Below are 19684 nucleotides of genomic sequence, written 5' to 3' on the forward strand. Positions count from 1 at the left end.
AGCCCAAACCTTGGGATGGCCGGCGGCACCCCGGATCTCCCCGCTGGTCAGAGGTTTTCGTCGGGCCCGTGGCAGATTTCCGGATTCTTTTTGCCGGAAGGTTGACGGAAAAAATGGACAAACCATAGGTTTCCAGCGTGTCAACGCCCAATGGAGCGCATGCGCTCGTCCGCCGGTCCCACGAGGAGCGAGTGCTGCGCTTGCTGCGCCGGCATGGCGCGCAGAGCCGAAACGAGATCGCGACGCGGGTCGGCCTGTCGCGTACCACGGTTTCCGAGATCACCAGCGACCTGCTCGGGCGGGGCGCGATCCGGGTTGTCGACACCGACGCCGTCGAGCGCGTCGGTAGCGGCCGGCCGGCTGAGCGGCTCGCGCTGGATCCGGGGTCCGGGCAGTACATGGGGGTCGACTTCGGTCACCGGCGGGTGAACGTCCTGGTGGCCGATGCGGCGCACGACATCATCGCGTCCGGTACATCCCGCTATGACGAGTCGGCCGAATGGCCTGAGCGTGTTCAGGCCGGGATGGTGCTGATCGACAGGTTGAGTGCCGATACCGGTGTCCACTACGGCGCGCTCCAGGCGATCGGGATCGGTGTGCCGGGCTGGGGTGATCGGTCGCGGGCCGACGGGGTGGCGGAGTTGTTCGCGGAGCGTTTCCACGCCGCCGTGATCGTCGACAACCACGTAAGGTTCGCGGGGCTGGCCGAGGCGCTGCACGCCCAGTCCGACTCCGTGCGCGACCTCATCTACCTGCGCCTTTCCGACGGCGTCGGTGGTGGTCTCGTGGTGGGCGGACAGCTCGTACGAGGCTTCAAGGGGTACGCCGGAGAGCTCGGCCACGTGACCGTCGTCCCAGGCGGCGCGCAGTGCCGGTGTGGCAAGCGCGGCTGTGTGGAGACCGTCGCGTCCGTCCCGGCGATCCTCGGGCGGTGCCGCGAGCTCGGCTTGCGGACAGACACGCTCGACGATCTCAAAGCGGCCGTGGAGATCGCGCACCCGGTCGCCGATCAGGTGCTGCGCGCGGCCGGCGCGGCCATCGGCCGGGTGCTCGGCGCCGCCGCGATGACGCTCAACCCCAGCGAGATCGTGCTCGCCGGCGACATCGTCAAGATCGCACCCGCGCTGGTGCAGCAAGTAGCGGCCACGGTCACGTACGAACTGTCGTGGCTGACCGACGCGGCGCCGGTGATCCGCCCGGCCCTGCTGTCGGACGACGGCGGAGCGCTCGGGGCCATCGCGGCCCTGTTCCACGAATCTCCGCTGCTTGCCGGATATGAAGCGGACATCACAGCGGACGGAGGCCGAAGGTGGCCATAGTCAGTACGGAAGTCGCAGGAGCCACGAGAGTCCGGCCCCGCAAGAGCCGGACCCTGTTGATCCTCAACGTCGTCTCGGTCGTGGCCGGGCTGACGATCTGGTGGGGGCTGTCGCTGGCCGGGCTCCAGTTCCCGACCCCGGTCGAGGTGGTGTCGGCCGCCTGGTCGATGAGCCTGGACGGCACGCTCGTCACCGACATCGGCGCCTCGCTCGGGCGGGTGCTGGCCGGGTTCGCCCTCGGCTCGGTCGCGGCGGTCCTGGCCGGCTTCCTCATGGGGTGGTACACGATCGCGCGCGGCCTGTTCGAGCCGTGGATCCAGTTCTTCAGGACCATCCCGCCGCTGGCGATGCTGCCGCTGGTGCTGGTCCTGATGGGCATCGGCGAGAGTCCGAAGATCTTCGTCATCTTCCTGGCGGCGTTCCTGGCCTGTGTCATCTCGACGTACCAGGGCGTGGTGAACGTGGACAGGACCCTCATCAACGCCGCGCGGGTCCTCGGCGCGGACGATGGCACGATCTTCGCGCGGGTCGTGGTCCCCGCCTCGACGCCGTTCATCCTCGTCGGGATGCGGGTCGGGCTCGGCTCGGCCTGGGGGACACTCGTGGCCGCCGAGCTGCTGGCCGCGCAGGCCGGGCTCGGGCACCGGATGCAGAGCGCGCAGCTCTACTACGACCTGCCGACGATCTTCGTCGGCATCATCACGATCGGCATCCTCGGCCTGATCATGGACCGGCTGCTCATGCTGGCCGGCAACAAGCTGACGGCCTGGCAGGAGAGCCGATGACCACCCCCAAGATCTCCGTACGCGACATCGAGAAGGTCTTCCCGGTCGGGAAGGAGGACTTCGTCGCCCTCGGCGGCGTCTCGCTCGACATCGCCGACAACGAGTTCGTGACCGTCGTCGGGCCCTCCGGCTGCGGGAAGAGCACGCTGCTCAACATCCTCGCCGGGCTGGAAGAGCCGACGGGAGGCATCGCGCTCGTCGACGGGAAGCCGGTCTCCGGCCCCGGCCCGGAACGCGGGGTGATCTTCCAGCAGTACGCGCTGTTCCCGTGGCTGACCGTCCGCGAGAACGTCGAGTTCGGCCTGCGTACCGCCAAGGTCCCCAAGGACGAGCGGCGGGAGCGGGCCGGGCACTTCATCCGGCTGGTGGGCCTGGAACGGTTCGCGGACGCGCTGCCCAAGACCCTCTCGGGCGGCATGAAGCAGCGCTGCGCCATCGCCCGCGCGTACGCGGTGAACCCGTCGATCCTGCTCATGGACGAGCCCTTCGGCGCGCTGGACGCGCTGACCCGGGTGCGTCTCCAGGAGCAGCTCCTGGAGACGTGGAGCCAGGAGCGGCGGACGGTCATGTTCATCACCCACGACGTGGACGAGGCGGTGTTCCTCGCCAACCGGGTCATCGTCATGGCCGCGCGGCCCGGCCGCATCGCCGACGTCATCGATGTCGGCCTGCCCTATCCACGCGACGAGGACATGCGGCTGAGTCCCGAGTTCGGGAACCTGCGCAACCGCGTCTGGCATTCGGTTTACCACCAGCGGCAAGTCAAGGAGCCCGCACAATGAGGAAGACACCCCTAGCCGCTGCCGCCATCCTCCTGGCGCTCGGCACGGCCGCCTGCTCGTCGGGCGACGCCGCCACCCACGTCAACTTCGGCTACATCGGCGACTTCAACGGCGCCAGCCTGCTCGCCGTCGCCAACGAGCAGGGCCTGTGGAAGAAGCACGGCATCGATGTGAAGACCAGCGTCTTCACCAACGGCCCGCTGCAGATCCAGGCGCTGGGCACCGGTGACCTCGACTTCGGCTACATCGGCCCGGGCGCCATGTGGCTGCCCGCCACCGGCAAGGCCAAGGTCGTCGCGATGAACACGCTCGGCAACGCCGACCGCGTCATCGCGCAGGCCGGCACGGCCACGATGGCCGACCTGAAGGGCAAGACGATCGGCGTGCCCGAGGGCACCTCCGGCGACATGATCCTCACGCTCGCCCTGAAGAAGGCCGGTCTGACGAAGAACGACGTCAAGATCGTCCCGATGGACGCGGCGACGATCGTGTCGGCGTTCACGTCCAAGCAGATCGACGCGGCCGGGTTCTGGTATCCGGCGATCGCCACGATCAAGAAGGCCGTTCCGGACCTGGTCGAGCTGGCCAAGAACGAGGACTTCGCCGACACGGTGTCGTTCCCGACCGCGTTCGTGGCCGGCAACGACGTCGTCGCCAAGGACCAGGGCAAGGCCCAGAAGGTCATCGCCGTGCTCCGTGACGCGATCCAGTACCGCAGCGACCACCTCGACGAGACCGTCGCCTCGACCGCCAAGATGCTCAACCAGCCGGCCGACCAGGTGAAGGCCGACGCGGCCAACTCCAAGGTGCTGTCGCTGTCCGACCTGGACGGCTACACCAAGGACGGCACGATCGACAAGTGGCTGACCGGCATGAACGACTACTTCGTCGGCGCGGGCAAGCTCACCGGCCCCGTCGCACCCAAGACCTATTACACGGCCGACCTGTTCGTGGGCGCCGCCAAGTGAACATCCTGTTCCTGATGACCGACCAGCACCGCGTCGACACCCTCGGCGCGTACGGGAACCAGTTGGCAGCCACCCCGGTCCTCGACGAGCTGGCCAGGACCGGGACCCGGTTCGACCGCTGGTACACCCCGACCGCCATCTGCACGCCGGCGCGGGCCAGCCTGCTCACCGGGCAGGCCCCGTTCCGGCACAAGCTGCTCGCCAACCACGAGCGGAACGTCGGCTACATCGAGGACCTGCCCGACGGGCAGTTCGCCTTCTCCCAGGCGCTGCGGGAGGCCGGGTACAACTGCGGGCTCATCGGCAAGTGGCACGTCGGGCACCACCGGCGGGCGGCCGACTTCGGGTTCGACGGGCCGGACCTGCCTGGGTGGCACAACCCCGTGGATCATCCCGACTATCTGGACTACCTGGCCGCCAACGACCTGCCGCCGTACGAGATCCACGACCACATCCGCGGGACGCTGCCCAACGGCGGGCCCGGCAACCTGCTGGCCGCGCGGCTGAGCCAGCCGGTCGAGGCGACGTTCGAGCATTACCTGGCGACCCGGACGATCGAGCTGCTGGAACGGTACGCGGCCGAGCAGCGGCCGTTCTTCCTTCAGCTCAACTTCTTCGGGCCGCACCTGCCGTACATCGTGCCGGACGAGTTCTTCGACCTGTTCGACCCCGAGCTGGTCGAGCTGCCCAAGTCGATCGCGGAGACCTTCGCCGGCAAGCCGCAGGTGCAGGCCAACTACAGCGCGCACTGGACGTTCGACACCATGCCGCTGGAGGTGACGCGCAAGCTCATCGCCGTCTACTGGGGGTACGTCGCGCTCATCGACGCCCAGATCGGCCGGGTCATGGACGCCATGCGGCGCCTCGGGCTGGTCGACGACACGGCCGTCTTCTTCACCTGCGACCACGGCGAGTTCACCGGCGCGCACCGGCTGCACGACAAGGGCCCGGCGATGTACGAGGACATCTACCGCACGCCCGGCCTGCTCCGCGTCCCGGGGCAGCGGCCCGGGGTCGTCCGGTCGGAGTTCGTCAGCCTGCTGGACTGCACGGCGACCATCCTCGAACTGGCCGGCCTCGACCCTGCTCCCGCCGTCGACTCGCGCAGCCTCGTGCCGCTCGCGTCCACTGACGACGTGGCGTGGGAGCAGGACATCGTCTGCGAGTTCCACGGCCACCACTTCCCGTACCCGCAGCGGATGATCCGGACCGACCGCTACAAGCTGGTCGTCAACCCGGACTCGACGAACGAGCTGTACGACCTGTTCACCGACCCGGACGAACTGCTCAACGTCTACCCGCATCCCGAGATGGAGGCGGTGCGCGGACGGCTGATGCGGCGGCTGTACCAGGTGCTGCGGGATCGGGGTGACAACTTCTACCACTGGATGACGTCGATGTACGACGTCGGCGACGTCTCCTACGACCCGACGATGAGCGGGCTCGACGAGGCGACCTACCGATGAGGCGCGCGTCGGCTGGTCAGGGCACCCCAGTATCGTGACCATGATGTCGGACAGCTGCTGCACGCCTGCGACGCCGGCGTCCCCGATGGAGCCCGTACGGTTCGCCGCGCGGGGGACGCACCCGATCGAGCAGGTGGACCTGTCCGGCGGCGAGTTCCAGATGGGAGACGCCACCGGGGATGGTAACTGGGGCGACGGTGAGGGGCCCGTCCACCCGGTCGTCCTGTCGCCGTTCTCCATCGACGCGACCAGCGTGACGACGGCCGCCTTCGCCGCCTTCGCCGACGCGACCGGCTACCGGACCGAGGCCGAGGAGTACGGCTTCTCCGCCGTCTTCCACCTGGCTTTGGCGGCCGGCCCGGAGGACGTGATGGGCCCCGCCGCGGGCACCCCCTGGTGGGTCGGTGTCCGCGGCGCCGACTGGCGGCACCCGGGCGGCGCCCTGTCCGCGGCGGAGGCCGACCACCCGGTGGTCCACGTGAGCTGGAACGACGCGGTCGCCTACTGCTCGTGGGCCGGGCGGCGCCTCCCGACCGAGGCCGAATGGGAGTACGCCTCCCGGGGCGGCCTCGTCGGCGCGCGCTACCCGTGGGGTGATGACCTGCCTGAGGACGCGTGGCCGGTGAACATCTGGCAGGGCGTGTTCCCCACCGAGAACACGCTGGCCGACGGCTACCTGACCACGGCCCCGGTGCGTACGTTCGCGCCCAACGCGTACGGGCTCTGGCAGACGGTCGGCAACGTGTGGGAGTGGTGTTCGGACTGGTACGCCCCTGACTACTACGCCTACTCCCCGGCCGCCGATCCGCGCGGTCCGGCCCGCGGCACGGTCCGGGTGCTGCGCGGCGGCTCGTTCCTGTGCCACGACTCCTACTGCAACCGCTACCGCAACTCGGCACGCTCCTCGAACACACCGGACTCGTCGATGGCCAACGCCGGATTCCGGACCGTGTCGCTATGAGGCGCGTGGCTGGTGGCCGAACCTGGTCGGTTTCGGGCCGCGCAGCCGGACGGCAGGGTCGGGTAGCGCCTGCTCGCGGCCGTCAACCTCGGCGGCCGGTTCGATGACCGGCTCGGCCTCGCCCGCCGCCACGATCCTGCCCAGCAGCCGCACCCGCAGCTCGGCCGCCACCTCCAGGTGGGACCGGTGCCCGGCCAGATTGACCAGTTCGTGCGGGTCGTTGTCCAGGTCGTACAGGGCCTGCTCGCGGTAGCGGGCGGAGGCGGGCGCGGTCAGCGGGTCGGCGTCCTCGGCGACGGCGTAGTACTTCCATCGCGAGGTACGGATGCCCCGCCCCACCTCCGACTCGCTCACCTGGAAGAACACCTCGTCCGGCCAGGGCGCGCGGGCATCGCCCAGCAGCGGCAGGAACGACCGGCCCTGCATGTTCTCCGGTACGGGCAGTCCGGCGGCCTCCAGCAGCGTGGGCGGCAGGTCGATGACGCTGACCGGCCGGGCGATCGCGCCGCCACCGTCGAACCCGGGTCCGCGCACGGCCAGCGGTACCCGCAGCGAAGCGTCGTGGCAGGACCGCTTGTACTCGCCGTTGCGGGTCTTGAAGTGGTTGCCGTGGTCGGAGGTGTAGGCGACGATCGTGTCGTCGAGCAGCTCCATGCTCTTCAGCGCGTCGAGCAGCCGCCCCAGCCCTTCGTCCAGCCGCTTGACCTGGCCCAGATATCCGCCCAGGTGCCGGGCGGCCGTGCCGCCGAGCGCGGCCAGGTCCGGCGGCGTCCAGCGGCCCTGGTAGCGCTCCTCGTAGCCGTCGGGGGCCGGGTAGTTGTCCACCTCGTTCTGGTGGTGCGGTTCGATGAAGGACAGGAAGAGGAAGAACGGCTCGTCGTGGTGGTCGGCGACGAACCGGACGGCCGCGTCGACCAGCGCGTCGGAGCGGTAACCGGGCAGGAAGACGGGGTCGTTCGCCTCGTCGTACACGATCGTGCGGTAGGCGTCGGAGGTGTGCTCGAGCGCGTTGGCCCCCAGCCACGAGCGGTAGCCGCCGCGCAGCTCCTCGGGCACCGGCTCGGTGGCGGCCAGGTGCCACTTGCCGATGTAGCCGGTGGCGTATCCGGCCGCGTCGAAGTGATGCGCCAGCGTGCGCTCCTCGGCGGGCAGGACGCGGCCGTTGCGGTACACCCCGGTGGTGGTCGGATAGCGGCCCGTCTGCAGGGCCGCGCGGGCGGGCGCGCACACCGGCTGCGGGGTCAGCGCGACCGTGGCCTGCGTGCCGTGCCTGGCCATCCGGTCGAGGTTCGGGGTGAAGGGGCCCACGGTGTCCCAGCGCTGCTGGTCGGTGAAGACGACGATCACGTTCGGACGCAAGAAGGTACTCCTATCGAAGGCCGGTCAGGGTGATGCCGCGCACGAAGTAGCGCTGGGTGAGGATGAACAGGACGGCGGTGGGGACGAACAGGATCACCGAGCCCGCGGCCGTGAGGTGCCACAGGGTGAAGTACTCCTGGTTGAACAGGGTGAGCCCCACCGGGATGGTGCGCATCTCGGGCGTCGTGGTGGCGACCAGCGGCCACAGGAACTCGTTCCACTGGAAGACGAAGGTGAACAGCCCGAGCACGGCCAGCGCCGGCCTGGTCTGCGGCAGGATGATGCGCCGGTAGATGCCCAGCTCGGACGCGCCGTCGATGCGGGCCGCGCTGATCAGGTCGTCCGGGATGGGCTGGATGAACTGCCGCATGAGGAAGATGCCGAACGCGTCCATGAGGAACGGCGTGACCAGCCCTTGATAGGTGCTGAGCCAGCCGAGGTTGGCCATCAGCACGTACAGCGGGATCATGCGCACGAAGAACGGCACCATCAGCGTGGCCAGCAGCGCCACGAACAACGTGTTGCGCAGCGGGAAGCGGAACTTGGCGAACACGTAGCCGACGAGCGGGTCGAACAGCAGGTGCGCCAGCGTGATGACGCCCGCCACGACGAGGCTGTTGACGATGAAGTCGCCGAAGGGCGCGCGGGCGAACAGTTCGGCGTAGTTGCCCCACTGGGGCGAGTCCGGCCAGAGCACCGCGTGCGCCGACAGCGTCTCCGCCTCGGTCTGCAGCGACAGCGACAGCATGTAGAGCAGTGGCAGGACTGTCACCAGTGAGGCGAGCCCGAGCAGGGTGTGAAGCAGGGCGCGGCGCATCAGTACTGGACCTCCCCGCGCCGCCCGGCCCGGAGCTGGATCAGTGTGAACGCCACGATCACGACCAGGAGCAGCACCGACTGCGCCGAGGAGTAGCCGAAGTCCCTGGTGCGGAAGGCGACGTTGAAGATGTGGAAGACCGACAGGTCGGTGGCGTCGCCCGGCCCGCCGTTGGTGATGATGTACGCCTGGCCGAACGCCTGCAGCCCGGAGATGACCGCCATCACCGAGACGAACAGCGTGGTGGGGGCGAGCAGCGGCAGCGTGATCCGCCAGAACCGGCGCCAGGCGTCGGCGCCGTCGATCTTCGCCGCCTCGTGGAAGGTCTCGGGTATGCCCTGCAGCCCGGCCAGGAACAGCACCATCGTGTAGCCGACGCTCTGCCAGAGCGTGACGGCGGCGATCGTGAGCAGCGGAGCGCTGTTGAGCCACTGCTGCTCCGGCAGGCCCGCGGCGGCCAGCAGCCGGTTCAGCACGCCGAGCTCCGGATCCAGGATGTTGCGCCAGAGCAGGCCGACGATCGCCACCGAGGTGAGGTACGGCACGAGCAGCAGCACGCGGAACGCCACCCGCCCTTTGAGCGGCTGGTCGAGCGCCATGGCCAGGATCAGCCCGAGGACGATCGAGCCGACCACCACGGCCACCGCGAAGACGATCGTGACCAGGAACGAGTGGCGCACGGCCGGGTCGGCCAGTGCCTGACCGTAGTTGGCCAGGCCGGCGAACTGGTCGGCCTGTGGCCCGGTACGCAGGCTGGTGGCGACCACGTTGCCGATCGGCAGGTAGAAGAAGGCCGCGAAGAACAGGATCGCCGGGGTCAGGAACAGGTAGGCGGTCCGGGCGTACCGGCCCGCCAGGGTCTTGCGGCGGATCATCGCAGGAAGCCCTCGGCCGCTTCGCTGAACTTCTTCAGCGCCGACTCGGCCGGTTGGTTCTGGATGAGCACCTCCTGGTACATGACCTTGAGTTGCTCCTCGAACTTGCCGAACTGACCGGTGAGGCGTACCTCCTGCGAGGCGTCGACGGCGGAACCGAGCGCGTCGGCGAAGACCTTGATGACCGGGTCCGCCCGCACCTCGGGCAGGCCGGCCCAGGAGGTGCGGGGCATCAGCATGCCGACCTCCTTGGTGGCGGCCTGCTCGGTCTGGAGGGTGGTGACGCGCTTGATGAAGTCCCACGACAGGTCGGGCCTGGCCGCCTTGGCCGGGACGAACATGCTGACCCCCGCCGCGAGGGTGGCCTGCCGCTCGCCCTTCAGCGGTGGGGCCACGCCCAGCTCCAGGTCGGGGCTCGCCGTCCTGATCGGGCCGAGGTCCCACGGGCCGGTGAGGATCATCGCGGCGCGTCCGGCCGAGAACAGCTTCTGCGGGCCCGAGTAGTCGGTGCTCGACACCGGTACGGGGGCGACCTTGTGCTTGTGGATCAGGTCCGCCTGGAACTGCATGGCGGTCACCGCATCCGCCACCGGAGTCATGACTTTTCCGGTCTTGGGGTCGTACGCGCTGACTCCAGCCTGGAGCAGCCAGGGCCAGCCGTAGGCATAGTCCTGGTTGAGCGCCACGCCGTACACGCCCTCCTTGGTCAACTTCTGGGCGGCGGCCAGGAATTCCGGCCAGGTGGTGGGTGGTTCCAGCCCGGCGTCCCGGAGCATGGCCTTGTTGTAGAAGAGCGTGTTGCAGGTCAGGTGGAGCTGGACCCCGTACACCTTGCCCTGGTAGGAGTTGCGTTCGACGGTGGCCGGGCGCCAGTCGGCGGGGAAACCCATCGCGGCGCCGTCGCGGTCGACGTAGTCCTGGAGAGAGCGGGCGTTGCCGGAGATGGCGAACTCCTGCACCCACCCGCCGGGTTCCTCCACCACGTCGGGGGCGGTTCCGGAGGCGAAGTCGGCGAGCAGCCGGGTGCGCAGGTCGGGCCACTGATACTTCTGGAGGTTGACCTTGACCTTGTTGGCCTGCTCGAACTCGGTGACCACCTTGCGATAGGCCTGGTAGTCGTGCCCGGCGTTCCAGTAGACGGTGAACGTTCCGGGGGCGGCGGTCCGCGCGGTCGGGGCTCCGGCGCAGGACGACAGGACCGGTACGGCGGCGGCCGCCCCAGCCAGGCGGAGCAGGTCGCGGCGGGAGAGATCGGGGGACATCTCGGGTTTCCCTTCTGTCAAACGCCTTCAGGAAGAGCCCCGCCGCAGGAACGTCCAAGGGCGGACGATCTCCCGGGCGGGCAGGGGCTCCTCGGCCTGGAGGCGGTCGAAGAGCAGGCGCACGACGTCGGTGTAGTCGTGTCTGAGCGGGCCGACGGTGCTGAGCTGCGGGTTGCTGATGAGGCCCTCGTCGATGTTGCCGACGCCTATCACCGCGACGTCGCCGGGCACGCCCAGCCCGGCGTCTCTGGCGGCATTGATCACGCTGATCGCCGCCCGGTCGGACGCCGCGAAGATGGCGTCCGGCCGGTCGGGAGCACGCAGGAGCTCGGTGGCGGACTGATAGGCCGCCACGCGGTCGTCCGCGCCGGAGACGATGATCCGCCGGTCCACGCCGTGCCGGTCGAGGGCCGTCGTGTAGCCCAGCAGCCTGCCGGTGGGACGGTCTCGGTAGAGCTCCTCGCGGTGGGCCATGAAGGCGATGCGAGTCCGGCCCTCGGCCAGCAGGTGCTCGACCGCCTCTGTGCTGACCTGGGTCTCCGGTGTCCGTACGACGTCGCAGCCGTCCGGCACGCTCTCGTTGCGGACCACCACCATCGGCAGCCCGGTGGCGACGATCTCGGCCAGCAGGTCGTGGGTGAGGTGGTCACCGGTCTGATTGACCAGCGCGCCGTCGGCGATCCCGCTCCGCAGCACGTCGGCCGCAGCTCGCGCGCGGCCCTCGGAGTAGACGGCAAGCGTGATCACGGAGTAGCCGTGTACGTCGGCCATCTCGTGCAGGTCCCTGGCCAGTCGCTCGTCGCTGGGATTTCCGCCGAGCGAGGCCTGAACCAGGCAGACCCGCTGGGTCCGGCGCTTGCGCAGGCTCCTGGCCGCCTGGTTGGGCGTGTAGCCGAGCTGCCTGGCCGCGTCGAGTACCCGCTGCCTCGTCTCGGCGGCGACGGGACGGTCCCGGCCGCTGAGCACATAGGACACGGTCGCCACCGACACCTGCGCCAGCTCGGCGACCTGTCGTGCCGTGGGTCTCATGTTAGTCGAATAACATGGTATTCCCTATAGGGGAAATCGGTTTTTCGAGCGTCTTGACGTGGCATGATGATCGGCGCGTGGATGGTCATCCCGGGCTCCCTCGCGTCAACGTTAAACGATTAACATCACCCGACCCTACTCCCGCCCTCCTGATCGGATCAACCTCCTGTCGTCCGGGACGCTCTTCCCTGGTGAGGTAGAGTTCGAGTACCGAGGACATTTCGTGCGTTGGCACTCAGGTCGGCGTCGCCCGCGGCGATCCGCGATTGTCGGCCTCCTCGTAGTGGGCCAGACAGGTCAGGCGACCATGAAGGCGTCCGTTCTTACTCATCTCAAGCCGCTGAGCGCTGTCGCTTCCGCGGTTCCCGCCATCGACTCCGAAATGCGGCTCAGTCTGAATCCCGTCCTGAGCCGGCGATCCGTGGTGGACGGGGCGTGGTGGCCCCACTCCCGCGACGCGGCCGCAGAGCTGCCCGGGCTCATTGCCGCCGTCGATCAGCGGCTCGACCAGACCACGTTGCGGGTCGGCGTGCGCAAGGACACGTGGGACCACATCCCGCGTCGTATCCCGGCACCGGGGCGCCAGATCAAGGTCGGCTGGTTCCGCAACACCGACCCTCACGTGATCACGTTGATCCTCGCGGGTGCCGAGCCGATCGTCCTGCTGGTCATCCCACCGGACACCGCGAGCGGGCCCGCTGAGGCCGCGCTCAAGCTCGGCGCTCAGGACACGACCGGACTGTGGCCGGTCGACCTCCTCACCATCGCCCGTCTGCCCGCCACACGCAGTGCCCGTCGGGCGGGCCAGGAAGTCTCGGACGAGCGGGAGAACGAGGGCGGGCACATCACCGACCAGGGGGCCGGTCCCGCGATCGGGTAGCCAGGAGTTCCCACCGGATCGCCGGGTCGGCGGCGTAGGCTGCTGGGCGTGGACCTCTCCCCGTCCAACGGCCCGACGTTGCAGGTCGCCCAGGCGTTCATCACCTTGGCCGACACGCTGGTCACCGGGTTCGACGTCATCGACTTCATGCACGGCCTGGCCGAGCAGTGCGTGCGACTCCTCGACGTCGACGCCGCCGGGCTGCTGTTCGCCGCCCCCGGTGAGAAGTTGCGGTTGGTGGGCGCCTCCAGTGAGCAGAGCCGGCTGCTGGAGCTGTTCCAGCTCCAAACCGACCAGGGTCCCTGTCTGGACTGTTTCGCGACCGGCCAGTCCGTGCACTGCGCCGACCTGGCCACGACGGAGACCATGCGGCGCTGGCCCCGCTTCGCCGAGCAGGCCCGCGTCAACGGGTTTCGCGCAGTCGACGCGCTGCCCATGCGGCTGCGCAACCAGGTGATCGGCGCGATGAACCTGTTCCGCCACGAGCCAGGCGAACTGGCGGCCCCCACCGTCGCGCTCGCCCAGGCCCTGGCCGACATCGCCACCATCGGGCTGCTGCAGGAGCGGGCCATCCGGGAAGGCCAAATCCTGTCCGAACAGTTGCAGCACGCGCTCAACAGCCGGGTGGTGATCGAACAGGCCAAGGGCATGCTCAGCGAGCGTTACACGCTGCCGATGGAGCAGTCCTTCGCCGTGCTGCGCCAGCACGCTCGCGACCACAGCCGGCAGCTGACCGAACTCGCACGGGAGGTGGTCGCCCGCGCCGCCCACCCCGGCCTATCGCCCCTCCCTCCCGCCCCCTCGGCCGTAGACGCTGACCCGCCGCTGTGACACCCGGCGAGGCGTCAGCCCGGTAGGCGGACGGAAATCCGGACGGTGGTTCCGCCCGTGCCGCTGGAGAAGGTGACCGCGTCGCCGAGCTGCCAGATCAGCCAGAGGCCCCGCCCATCCTCGCCGTCGTGGCTCGGCACCTGGGATCGATGCAGCCGCCGCGCCGGTATGCCCGGCCCGTCGTCGCTGATCTCGCAGCACAACATCCCGTCGGCCTGCCACAGACGCATCAGGCCGGACCCGCCGCCATGGCCGATCACGTTGACGACGACTTCGTGCACGGCCAGCACGAAGTCGTGGTGCCGCATCCCCGAAAGGCCCTGATCTGTGGCGTGGCGGGCAAGCGTGTGGCGTATGTCGGCGATGTCGTGCCCGGTGAACATCCGTGCCATCAACCGGTGCCGGTCGCCCACCACGTCACCGGATACCTCGTTGACCGTGTCGCACCGGCGGATCGCTGGTGACCAGGTGCGGGCGATCGAGGAGAAGGGCCGGACGCGTATCGGCCGCGGGGGCGTCGGCATGCACGTCGTCAGGCGGGAGGTCGGCAGGGGATGGGTGCGTCCCGGACATGACGGTCCTCATCGTTGGTCCGCGAATATGCGAGAAGAGATGATGACCGCCGAGGTCCGGGGCAGCCCTGATCGGCTCGTTCGACGCATGCCCGATAAAAGCCGGTCATAACTACGCATTACCATCCGACTTCCCTTACCTCGAGGCCACATCCATCCATACGCCAGCGAATGCACATCAATCGCGGTGATAACCGGATCGGTTATTGCTTGTTTCCCTCCCTTGCTATACGCGCGACAATTGGCGCAACAAGGAGAAAACATGACCCAAACCATCATCGTGGGCGTGGACGACTCGGCTACCGCGACGACCAGGCCGCCGGGCGCCGCCGCGATCGTGATCGGGAGCAAGGTGCGGAAGCTCCTGAAGTTCCAGGTCGGTGACAGGTGGTGTACGCCGATAGCATGGTCCCCAGGCACCGAGTGTTCCTCCGATGTATCGGGGGACGCCAGCCACAATCCTGAGAGCGGGACGCAATATGAGTAGTCCTCGCAAAACCGAAGCCCCGGCCACGATGGAGTCCGCCCCGCCCACCGAGGTCGACGAGCGGGCCGAGCACGCGGCCAACGCGCAGTGGCTCAAGGACAACCCGGCTTCGATGCCGCAGGTGGCCGCGGGCCGCTGGGCCGTGTACAACAGCGCCGGCCACCTCCGCGGCCACCTCGTCGGCGACGGCCCGACCCGCGAGACCCGCTTCAAAGCGATCAACGCGGACAGCGACTGGATGCCCGCCGGCAGCGCGCGCTTTGGCATCACTCTGCACGACGCCGGGGCACACCTCCTCGACGGGGGCACGCACGGCGGCCTCGCCGAGGCAACGGACAACTGAGCGCCACTGAGCCGAGAGACTCGAGGATGGCCACACTCTGACGTCGCGGGCCGCGCCCCGCGACCGTCACGGGGTGGTGGGTGGCATTGGTGGCCGGGACGCTCGTGCTCCTGCTTCTCCTGATCTTCGTCCTGCAGAACGGTCAGCAGGTCCAGATCTCCTTCCTCGGCTTGAGCGGAGTTCTCCCTTTGGGGGTGGCTATGCTGCTGGCGGCCATCGGCGGGATCGTCGCGGTGGCCATCCCCGGCACCGGCCGGATCCTGCAGCTACGCCGAGCGGCTCAGCAGGAGGTGGCGGGCCGGTCGCTGGCGCCGCCCGCCGAGCCTGCCCAGCCCCCGACACCGGAGATCCACAAGAACGCCCCTCAATGAGGGGAACCGGCTCCGGGTTATCAGCTGGCGAGATGAGTTGGGCGTGAACTGCCCGTTTCCTCCGGCTGCCGCGGCGCGTGCCCTGCAACTTCCACGGATGTCGGCTACCCCGACGCAGGAGAACCCCCATGAACGAACCCCATAACACCCCGACAAAACCAGCCATCATCCTCATCCACGGGCTGTGGCTGACACCGCGCGCCTGGGAGCAGTGGATCGAGCACTACACCCGACTCGGCCACGAAGTGATCGCCCCGGCCTGGCCGGGCATGGAGATCGAGGTCGAAGCCCTGCGCAAGTCCCCGGAGGTCATGAACGGTCTGGGCGTCACGGAGGTCGCCGACCACTACGAGGCGATCATCCGCGAGCAGACCCGGCCACCCATCATCATCGGCCACTCCTTCGGCGGCCTGGTCACCCAGATCCTGCTGGACCGTGGCTTGGGCGCCGCCGGCGTGGCCATCCACACGGCCCCCATCCAGGGCGTGCTGCGGTTGCCGATCAGCAGCCTGCGCGCGGCCTTTCCCGTCCTGTCCAACCCGGTCAACCGCTCCCGGACGGTGGCGCTGACCGCCAAGCAGTTTCACTACGCGTTCACCAACACGCTGAGCGAACCCGAGTCGGCGGTGATTTACCAGCGCTACCACGTGCCCGCCCCCGGCCGGCCGTTGTTCCAGGCCGCCACCGCCAACCTGCGGCTCCACTCAGCCACCAGGGTGAACGTCCAGAACGACACCCGTGCCCCGCTGCTCCTGATCGCCGGCGGCGCCGACCATACCGTGCCCGCCTCACTGGTCCGCCAGACCTACCAGCGCTACCGCAAGTCCCGTGCGGTCACCGGATACCACGAGTTCGCGCGCATGCCGCACTTCGTCCTCGGTGCTCCCCAGTGGGAGAGAGTCGCCGACCACGTGCTCCACTGGGCCGGGCGCGAGGCCGCGAAACACGCCAAGAAGAACGGCGTAGGCACGCCGTAGGTTTACGCGGCGCAGGGTGGGGAGGCGAGCCGCCTCCCCACCCTGCGCCGCGTGCCCGTTCGGTTACGCGTTGGGGCAGTACGCCGGGGCCGTGCCGTACGCGTACTGGAGGAAGTCCACCAGGTTGGCGGGCCAGGAGTTCCAGTCGTGGCCGCCGGTGCCGTAGCAGTACCGGTGGTCGACCCCCAGGCTGGTCAGCGTGGTGTCGAAGACGCTCGCGTACGCGCCGAGCATGGCCTCACTGGCCATCGGGGCGTCGGCATCGGCGTTGGTGTCGTAGGCGCACTCGGCCGGAGCCGGCTGGTGGCCGTTGGCGTACTCAGGCCGGTTGGGCGGGCCCGGAAGGTCCGCGCAGCCGCCCGCGTACAGGCCGAACTTGCCGCTGTACGGTGCGTACTTGCCTTCCGTCACCAGTTCGGCCGGGTTGGCGGACGGCCAGTCGTCGACCGTCGTGCCGTTCACGACGGCGGTGGTGTGCGGCCCGAACAGGGTGTCCAGCCGGTAGCGCCGCTGCTGGTCCTGGTCGAGCACCAGAATGCCGTTCTCGTACTTGTTGACGCGGTACACCCCCCGATCCAACAGGTTGATCGCCGCGCCGGACAGCCACATGGAGTTGGAGATCGTCCGCTGGGCGGCCGGGGCCCGCAGGTCGGTGCCGGGGGAGATGGCGCCGATGACCGAGAACACGTCGGGGTGCGCGGCGGCGTACTTGAGCGTGCCGAAGCCGCCCATCGAGATCCCGGCCAGCCCGCGCCCGGATCGGTCGGCGATGGTGTTGAAGTTGGCGTCGATCCACGGGATGAGCTGCGAGATGTGGTACGTCTCCCACTTGGGCGAGAAATATCCGTCCGTGCGGCCGGCCCAGTCGCTGTACCAGCCGGTCATCCCGCCGGTCGGCATCACCACGATGCCGTCATAGGCGGGCACGGAGGCCATGAGGGACACCAGATCGGCCTTCGTCGTCCACTCGTCGTAGTTGTCCCCGCCGCCGTTGATCAGATAGAGCGAGTGGTAGCGGGTGCTCCTGTCCGGGTCGTAGTCGTCGGGCAGGTAGATCCGTACGGTGATCGGCTGGGCCAGCGGGCTGATCGCCGGAGTGCCGCCGGACGCCTGGAAGATCGCCGTGGAGGTCATCGTGACGTCCCGCAGCTCGGACCCGTCGGCCTGCGGGTGCCGGTCCACGCGTACGCAGGCGATGCCGTAGCCGTCGGCAAGGGGCAGGGTCGTCGAACACGTCTCAGCCTGGGCCGCGGCTGCCGGGACCACGACCACTCCGGCGATCAGCAGTAATCCGGCCAGCGCACGCGCCAACCAGCGTGGGGAACGTCGCATCACTTCTCCTCCAAAGCGGGCCCTCAGGGGAAACCGCGCCTCAAGCTACGAAGCGACGTCGTTTTGCGCGTCAACCGCCGGTTTGAGATAGAGGTCAACCTTTTATCCGCAAGACCGCTCCGGGATACAACTCCCGCGGTAGTTCAACCGTTACACCTCTTTTGAGTGGGTCTTGCCTGTTTCGTCAAGTCGGCCTTCACTGATCTCCATACCGGTGATCCAGGAGGAGCCGATGCGTGGCTTACGGGCGTCCGCAGTCGTTGTGGCGATCGTTCTTCTTACGACATCCCTGACCTCGGGGACGTCCGTCCCCGCGGTCGCCGGGCCGTCCGATCCGGAGCCGGCCTCGCTGGTCACGCTCTCGGTGCCGGACCAGGCCACGATGGAGCGGCTGGTGGCCTCAGGGGCCGACCTGACCGAGCGGGTACGGCCGCAGGCGGACGGCAGCATCCAGATCGACGCCGTCGTCACACCGACCCAGCTGGCAGGGCTCGGTTCGCTCGGCGCCACGTTGGCGTCCGGCACACCGGCCCAGAAGACGCCGAAGAGCGGCGCCGCGCAGGACCAACTGGTCATCGAGCGGGCGGTCTGGTTCAAGTCCCGCGACGGGTACTTCCTGTCGGTCGAGGCGTCCAGCAACGCCGGGGCGGCGGCCGTGCTCAGCGCGAGCTGGACGGGCAGACGCGGCTCCAGCGGGCAGGCGGCGCTGGTGCCGTACGTCGACGCGGGCGCGTACCTGGGTCACCAGCTCAGCACTCCGGTGCCGGCCGAGAACCAGCCGCAGTGGATCACCGTCACGTCGGCGGCCGGTGGCAAGGCGGAGGCGCGGGTCAAAGAGTGGCCCGACGGCGAGCGGCCCGATCGCACGGGTCCCGGCTACCAGAAGGACTTCGTCAGCCAGTACATGCCGCCGACGCAGCTCAACGAGCGGGTCAAGGCATTGCACCAGCGCTTCCCCAAGCTCACCGACATCATCACGCTGCCGAACCCGACCAACGGCTACCGGCGGCACGCCCAAGCCCTGATCGGTACCGTGCCCGGCGCCGCCGTCGTGGTCACCTCGAACGCCTACGGCTCCGAGGGCGGCAACGACCTGGCCATCGAGCTCGTCAACCCCGGCGCCGCCGACCGGCCGTTACAGGTGACGGTGAACGGCAAGCAGCTCACGGTCAGCCTGGCGACCGACGGCTCCGGCACGCCTGCCAGCACCGCGGCACAGGTGGTGGCGGCGATCAACGCGACACCGGGCAGCGCCGTCAAGGCCGCGACCTACCGCACGGACGCGGGGCTGGGCGTCATGGCGCCAGTGCCGCTCACCCAGCTGAGCGACTTCCTCAAGGCGCCGGCCGGCGTCTCCCGCGCGCCGTGGCGGGTGCTGGCGCTGCGCGTCGGCGTCCATCGTGACGGCTCGCGTACCGGGGTGCTCGCCTACGCCCAGGAACACGCCCGGGAATGGGTGGGGCCGCTGGTCACCATCGAGGCGGCCGAGCGGCTGCTGCGCAACTACCCGCGCGACGCGGCGACGCGCGAACTGCTGAACCGCACCGACATCTTCATCGTCCCCACGGTCAACCCCGACGGCGCCAACTACAGCTTCTACGACTTCAACTCCCAGCGTAAGAACATGACCAACCACTGCCCCGCGCAGCAGTCCGACCCGGCGCTCCGCGACACCTGGGGCGTGGACGTCAATCGCAACTACGCCGTGGGATCGCTGTCCGACGGGTACTTCGGCGCCTCGGCCAACTGCCAGAGCGGTACGTTCGCCGGGCCCGCCGAACATTCCGAGCCTGAGAGCCGCAACGTCGTCTGGCTGGCGCGGACGTACCGCAACATCAAGTTCGCGATGAACGTCCACAGCTACGGCGGGTACTTCATGTGGCCGCCCGGCGCCTACAAACTCGACGGCCGGGTCACCCTGCCCCGGCCCACGGCCCGGCAGGAGGCGTACTTCCTGCGCTCGGCCCGCACCATCGAGCAGGCCATCGCCGCCGAACGCGGCACGGTCACCTGGCCCCAGCAGACCGGGCCGGTGACCGACGTGCTGTATTCGGCGGCGGGCAACTCCGCGGACGAGCTCTGGTACGACCACGGCATCTTCGGGTGGGACTTCGAGGTCGGCAGCGACCTGTGGAACCCCACCACCCGCAAGTGGGAGGGAGTGGGCTTCCAGCCGCCGTTCAGCGAGGGGCACGCGGAGGCGATGGAGTTCGCCTCCGGCCTCATTTCGCTGATCGGGGTCGCCGCCGACTATCGAGAACCCTGACC

Annotated in this window: 19 protein-coding genes; 12 read left to right on the forward strand and 7 right to left on the reverse strand. The window is 69.0% G+C overall.

Features of this window, described 5'->3' with window-relative positions; genetic code table 11:
* The first annotated feature begins 137 nt into the window (after positions 1-137).
* The 6 genes from AB0B91_RS10115 to AB0B91_RS10140 are packed head-to-tail and all read left to right on the forward strand — an operon-like array spanning position 138 to position 6281.
* Positions 138-1319, forward strand: coding sequence for an ROK family transcriptional regulator (locus AB0B91_RS10115; RefSeq protein WP_358317938.1), 1182 nt, complete (start codon positions 138-140; stop codon positions 1317-1319).
* Positions 1310-2104, forward strand: a complete 795-nt coding sequence (locus AB0B91_RS10120; protein WP_358317939.1) for an ABC transporter permease — start codon at positions 1310-1312, stop codon at positions 2102-2104. Before AB0B91_RS10115 ends, AB0B91_RS10120 begins: the two co-directional genes overlap by 10 nt.
* The gene (locus AB0B91_RS10125; protein ID WP_358317940.1) at positions 2101-2886 is read left to right on the forward strand and encodes an ABC transporter ATP-binding protein; all 786 of its coding nucleotides are present in this window, start codon (positions 2101-2103) and stop codon (positions 2884-2886) included. Before AB0B91_RS10120 ends, AB0B91_RS10125 begins: the two co-directional genes overlap by 4 nt.
* On the forward strand, positions 2883-3854 hold the full coding sequence (locus tag AB0B91_RS10130; protein ID WP_358317941.1) for an aliphatic sulfonate ABC transporter substrate-binding protein: 972 nt from the start codon (positions 2883-2885) through the stop codon (positions 3852-3854). Before AB0B91_RS10125 ends, AB0B91_RS10130 begins: the two co-directional genes overlap by 4 nt.
* The gene (locus AB0B91_RS10135) at positions 3851-5320 is read left to right on the forward strand and encodes a sulfatase-like hydrolase/transferase (RefSeq protein ID WP_358317942.1); all 1470 of its coding nucleotides are present in this window, start codon (positions 3851-3853) and stop codon (positions 5318-5320) included. Before AB0B91_RS10130 ends, AB0B91_RS10135 begins: the two co-directional genes overlap by 4 nt.
* A gap of 40 nt (positions 5321-5360) precedes the next feature.
* Positions 5361-6281, forward strand: coding sequence for a formylglycine-generating enzyme family protein (locus tag AB0B91_RS10140; RefSeq protein ID WP_358317943.1), 921 nt, complete (start codon positions 5361-5363; stop codon positions 6279-6281).
* On the opposite strand, the gene AB0B91_RS10145 is transcribed toward AB0B91_RS10140, so the two are convergent.
* The 5 genes from AB0B91_RS10145 to AB0B91_RS10165 are packed head-to-tail and all read right to left on the reverse strand — an operon-like array spanning position 6276 to position 11623.
* Positions 6276-7640, reverse strand: a complete 1365-nt coding sequence (locus tag AB0B91_RS10145; protein WP_358317944.1) for a sulfatase-like hydrolase/transferase — start codon at positions 7638-7640, stop codon at positions 6276-6278. The genes AB0B91_RS10140 and AB0B91_RS10145 overlap by 6 nt on opposite strands.
* A gap of 10 nt (positions 7641-7650) precedes the next feature.
* On the reverse strand, positions 7651-8457 hold the full coding sequence (locus AB0B91_RS10150; RefSeq protein WP_358317945.1) for a carbohydrate ABC transporter permease: 807 nt from the start codon (positions 8455-8457) through the stop codon (positions 7651-7653).
* Positions 8457-9332, reverse strand: coding sequence for a sugar ABC transporter permease (locus tag AB0B91_RS10155; RefSeq protein ID WP_358317946.1), 876 nt, complete (start codon positions 9330-9332; stop codon positions 8457-8459). Before AB0B91_RS10155 ends, AB0B91_RS10150 begins: the two co-directional genes overlap by 1 nt.
* Entirely contained in the window at positions 9329-10594 is a 1266-nt protein-coding gene (locus tag AB0B91_RS10160) for a sugar ABC transporter substrate-binding protein (RefSeq protein ID WP_358317947.1), read from the reverse strand. The genes AB0B91_RS10155 and AB0B91_RS10160 overlap by 4 nt, the downstream gene beginning before the upstream one ends.
* A gap of 27 nt (positions 10595-10621) precedes the next feature.
* Positions 10622-11623, reverse strand: coding sequence for a LacI family DNA-binding transcriptional regulator (locus AB0B91_RS10165; RefSeq protein WP_358317948.1), 1002 nt, complete (start codon positions 11621-11623; stop codon positions 10622-10624).
* 382 nt (positions 11624-12005) lie between these two features.
* On the opposite strand from AB0B91_RS10165, the gene AB0B91_RS10170 reads away from it, so the two are divergent.
* Positions 12006-12503: a DUF5994 family protein gene (locus AB0B91_RS10170; RefSeq protein ID WP_358317949.1), complete on the forward strand. Its 498-nt coding sequence runs from the start codon at positions 12006-12008 to the stop codon at positions 12501-12503.
* A 48-nt stretch (positions 12504-12551) separates the two neighbouring features.
* Positions 12552-13334: a GAF and ANTAR domain-containing protein gene (locus AB0B91_RS10175; protein WP_358317950.1), complete on the forward strand. Its 783-nt coding sequence runs from the start codon at positions 12552-12554 to the stop codon at positions 13332-13334.
* A gap of 14 nt (positions 13335-13348) precedes the next feature.
* Here the strand turns inward: AB0B91_RS10175 and AB0B91_RS10180 are convergent, their stop codons facing one another.
* On the reverse strand, positions 13349-13858 hold the full coding sequence (locus AB0B91_RS10180; RefSeq protein ID WP_358317951.1) for an ATP-binding protein: 510 nt from the start codon (positions 13856-13858) through the stop codon (positions 13349-13351).
* 527 nt (positions 13859-14385) lie between these two features.
* Here AB0B91_RS10180 and AB0B91_RS10185 point away from each other — a divergent pair.
* The 3 genes from AB0B91_RS10185 (at position 14386) to AB0B91_RS10195 (ending at position 16084) form a co-directional block, all read left to right on the forward strand.
* Positions 14386-14736 (forward strand): hypothetical protein, encoded by a 351-nt coding sequence (locus tag AB0B91_RS10185; protein ID WP_358317952.1) that lies wholly within the window; start codon positions 14386-14388, stop codon positions 14734-14736.
* Positions 14737-14816: 80 nt separating this feature from the next.
* Positions 14817-15107 (forward strand): LapA family protein, encoded by a 291-nt coding sequence (locus AB0B91_RS10190; protein WP_358317953.1) that lies wholly within the window; start codon positions 14817-14819, stop codon positions 15105-15107.
* A 128-nt stretch (positions 15108-15235) separates the two neighbouring features.
* The gene (locus AB0B91_RS10195; RefSeq protein ID WP_358317954.1) at positions 15236-16084 is read left to right on the forward strand and encodes an alpha/beta hydrolase; all 849 of its coding nucleotides are present in this window, start codon (positions 15236-15238) and stop codon (positions 16082-16084) included.
* Positions 16085-16147: 63 nt separating this feature from the next.
* Here the strand turns inward: AB0B91_RS10195 and AB0B91_RS10200 are convergent, their stop codons facing one another.
* On the reverse strand, positions 16148-17416 hold the full coding sequence (locus tag AB0B91_RS10200; RefSeq protein ID WP_358317955.1) for an alpha/beta hydrolase-fold protein: 1269 nt from the start codon (positions 17414-17416) through the stop codon (positions 16148-16150).
* Between the two features lie 232 nt (positions 17417-17648).
* Between AB0B91_RS10200 and AB0B91_RS10205 the strand changes: the two genes are divergently transcribed.
* The gene (locus AB0B91_RS10205) at positions 17649-19682 is read left to right on the forward strand and encodes a M14 family zinc carboxypeptidase (RefSeq protein ID WP_358317956.1); all 2034 of its coding nucleotides are present in this window, start codon (positions 17649-17651) and stop codon (positions 19680-19682) included.
* Positions 19683-19684 lie beyond the last annotated feature (2 nt).

The sequence above is a fragment of the Nonomuraea sp. NPDC049141 genome, from assembly GCF_040648415.1.
Lineage (GTDB): Bacteria > Actinomycetota > Actinomycetes > Streptosporangiales > Streptosporangiaceae > Nonomuraea.